Origin of the sequence: Bacillus bruguierae, assembly GCF_037104725.1 — a bacterium.
Classification (GTDB): domain Bacteria; phylum Bacillota; class Bacilli; order Bacillales; family Bacillaceae_G; genus Bacillus_A; species Bacillus_A bruguierae.
Genome location: NZ_JBAWSX010000036.1, coordinates 1 through 3,234 on the forward strand (window position 1 = coordinate 1; position 3,234 = coordinate 3,234).

The following is a 3,234-nucleotide window of genomic DNA, read 5'->3' on the forward strand; positions in this document are numbered from 1 at the left end:
ATGTGCCTGGAACAAGATATGTACATGGTCAACATTGTGATTCCATTCTACTAACGTTATATTGTAGTTTTCTGAAAGTCTTACAAACATATCTTTTGCATAGTCAGATATGGTATCATCAAATACTTTCCTTCTGTATTTCACGACTAATACAAGATGATAATACAATAAGAATACTGAATGGTTATTACTATCTAATTTCATTATTATACCAACCTTTATCAATTATAAGACTGATTATAAAAGAAGAAAAAATAAAAAGAAAAGAAAGAACTTTTTGGCTACGCCAAACCGAAATTCATCTCCCACCTATCGTTGGGCTAGCGCCCTTCACACGCTTGAGGAAGGAGAATTCTTTCGGAAATGTCGTTAAATTACTTATACTCAATAAAAATATAAACCCTAAAATAATTAACCAAGTCATTTTCAGCACCTCGCTTCAATATTTAATATTAACGTATTAAAGGTGTTGAAAAAGTGTGCTGTTGTCCATGAAAAACGTTGAGAAAAATGCGACACTTTCTCAACGTTTTTAGTGATATGAATAAAATAGGATTCTCTCCCCTGTTCTTCTCACTCTTGTCTTCAAAAGGAACACATTCAATACAACAAATATTCCCATTAATATTTACCGGCTCCATTTGGTATTTTCTTTTCTTAATCGAAAAACATGTTGGAAAAGCAGATGGAGAGTTATTACAAAATGCCCCTAGAATACCAGCGCATCAACTTTTACTAATCGAGCTACAGCTGTGAGAGTAGCTAATACAAAATATAGCAAAAATAACTAGGTGGTTAAACAACCCTAATGGCATCCCAACTTTACCGCTGAGATATAACGATGATAATATAATTGGACGATATATCGAAAGAGGATCAAATAATGCTTTAGGTGTGGAACATGCTAGGATTATTTTGAAAAAAGAGAATCAAGGAGGTTTTATTATTACAGGATATCCAGAAAAGTAGAGGAGGACTTATATGGAAGATACATATGGCCCTTATGAAGAATTAGGTGATTTTTTAGCAGGAACATTTCACCAAGACATGGAATCACCTGAGGAAGCTCTTAATGAATTTATAATGGAAGTTACTAAAATCTGTATCGAAAACACTAGAAATGATATACTTTCATTTTTAAATAGTAATTTAACTGATAGTGAAAAAGAGGAATTTATTAAATATAATGCTTATATCTATTTCCCTGCATTAAACTTAACACCTGTAGAATGGCTAAAGCATACCCTTGAAATACTAAAAGAAGCTATAAAAAATAAAGAATAAAATTACACGAAACAAATCCGACTCATATCACATTGAGTTGGATTTACATTTTAATTTATATACTTTGATAAAGAGTTATCCGCAAAAAAAGACAGCAAGGGCACTATTCCTGCTGTCTTAAAAAGTATTTATAAATTTTCTGCAACGGCTAGTAGATAATATGATAATCCGATTTGCTGTTTTTCTAACATCTCTCTATGAAAATCATCTTGAAGGAAAAACTTTGTTTGATTCACGTAATCTTCTTTGCTAATTGTATGACCGTTTTTATTTAAAAACTTGAGATGCTGTTTAACGACATCATGTACACTCGAATCGTCATACTTAACTCCATTTCTTAAAAATTCAGCCATTCTATCTGTGAAATTTTTTGCTTCAATAGCCATCTTATTCATATCATTCACATTAATGGAATCAGTATTAATGTCAAAATTATATTTTTCTTTTAAATGTGTTTTTTGCTTTTCAAGAGCATTTTTCCATTCTTCCTCTGTTTCAAATCCTTTAAACATTAGTTTATTGTCCATATTCTCACCTTTCTTTGTATATTCTAAAGATACTTTTATTGTTTCAATTAGCTGATGATACTTCTCAATTTTCTTTTCAAAAAGCATCATCTGTTTTTCTAAAGTACCGCTCCTATTTGATTCTTCGTCTAACAAATTTTTAATTTCTAACAACGGGATATCCAATTCTTTATAAAAAAGAATTTCCTGTAATCTATTTAATTCTTCTACACCATAATACCGATAGCCTGTTTCACCAATCTCATTAGGAATAAGCAAACCAACTTTATGATAGTGGTAAAGAGTCTTGATGGAAACGCCTGCTATAGCTGATAAATCTTTAACTGTAAATTTCATTATTTCCTCCTTTCAAAATTAACTATGAAGTATTACCTAAGGTTAGAGTCAAGATTTTTTCAGAAATTTATTTACACGATTTATTTAATTGCATTGGATATAACCACGTCTTGGACATTTGAGAATGCAAGAGAATACAACTATGCATATCCAGCACTATATCAATACATTGCTTGAGGAAGATCACTACTCTAAAGAAAGAATTAATTTAACATTTAATTTTATAAGGACACCATTAAAAAGAACGAAAACACTTAAACTTATAAAGAATAACCCAGCGATAAATAGTCATTTACGCAAAATATTTTATTTTACGATACAAAATTGCATCCATTGCACGTGTGAATAAGTTATTGAAAGTGGCTTTTCATCTTATTACACATGTAATCATGTGAAGCTAGTATAGAACATCTTTTACTCGGACCAAGTTAAAAAATGATGTTGACTATAATTCCGTATAACCCTTTTCTCCACCTAGGAATTTAAATCTATTCACACCGAATTTTTTAATTATATGTGCTTTTATCGCTTCAAAATCTTCACCAAAAGCAAGAATTGGATTCCTTGAAAAAGACATTTCTTCTTCTCCATCATAAATTCTAGCTGTTATTATTTCTTTACCAGAGTGAAACAGTATATTGACTCCTTTGTAATAATATTCGTAGTACCCCTCCTCGTCCTTCTCACTCTTGTCTTCGAACGGAATACATTCAATATAATAAATATTCCCACTAATATTTACTGATTCCATTTGACATTCCTCCCTTTTGTAAAATATGTATCATAAACCAGATCAACATCAATATACAGTAAATCCTTTACATAAAAAAAAGACCCTGCAATTTTGCAGAGTCCAAAACTGAACAATATAAAGATATTTAATAGTATCAGAAATCAAGGGTGGAATAAGCGTTCTTCCGAAGATACAACACGTGCCGCCCCTGAAAAATCAGACACTTTTATCTATTTCACCACAAACCTCGTCTTACTACATCCATCTTTCTTCTTCATTACTTCCAGCACTGCTGGCATTGCACTCTTCAGTTCTTGTACGTGCGAGATTACCCCAATGAAACGGCCTGATTTT

Annotated in this window: 5 protein-coding genes; 2 read left to right on the forward strand and 3 right to left on the reverse strand. The window is 31.4% G+C overall.

The window, feature by feature from the left end; all coding sequences use genetic code 11:
- Positions 1–204: IS200/IS605 family transposase (gene tnpA, locus WAZ07_RS26000; protein WP_336474701.1), on the reverse strand; the 204-nt coding region annotated here is incomplete at its 3' end.
- 570 nt (positions 205–774) lie between these two features.
- On the opposite strand from tnpA, the gene WAZ07_RS26005 reads away from it, so the two are divergent.
- Positions 775–969, forward strand: coding sequence for an RNase A-like domain-containing protein (locus WAZ07_RS26005; protein WP_336474705.1), 195 nt, complete (start codon positions 775–777; stop codon positions 967–969).
- Between the two features lie 12 nt (positions 970–981).
- Positions 982–1,284, forward strand: coding sequence for a contact-dependent growth inhibition system immunity protein (locus WAZ07_RS26010; protein WP_336474702.1), 303 nt, complete (start codon positions 982–984; stop codon positions 1,282–1,284).
- Between the two features lie 128 nt (positions 1,285–1,412).
- Here the strand turns inward: WAZ07_RS26010 and WAZ07_RS26015 are convergent, their stop codons facing one another.
- Positions 1,413–2,147, reverse strand: coding sequence for a MerR family transcriptional regulator (locus tag WAZ07_RS26015; protein ID WP_336474703.1), 735 nt, complete (start codon positions 2,145–2,147; stop codon positions 1,413–1,415).
- A 445-nt stretch (positions 2,148–2,592) separates the two neighbouring features.
- The gene (locus WAZ07_RS26020) at positions 2,593–2,898 is read right to left on the reverse strand and encodes a hypothetical protein (RefSeq protein ID WP_336474704.1); all 306 of its coding nucleotides are present in this window, start codon (positions 2,896–2,898) and stop codon (positions 2,593–2,595) included.
- Positions 2,899–3,234: the final 336 nt, after the last annotated feature.

Excerpts from the sequence above, each read along its gene's own strand:
- WAZ07_RS26010 (WP_336474702.1), top strand. The coding sequence starts at position 982 with ATGGAAGATACATATGGCCCTTATGAAGAATTAGGTGATTTTTTAGCA.
- WAZ07_RS26020 (WP_336474704.1), bottom strand. The coding sequence starts at position 2,898 with ATGGAATCAGTAAATATTAGTGGGAATATTTATTATATTGAATGTATT.
- WAZ07_RS26015 (WP_336474703.1), bottom strand. The coding sequence starts at position 2,147 with ATGAAATTTACAGTTAAAGATTTATCAGCTATAGCAGGCGTTTCCATC.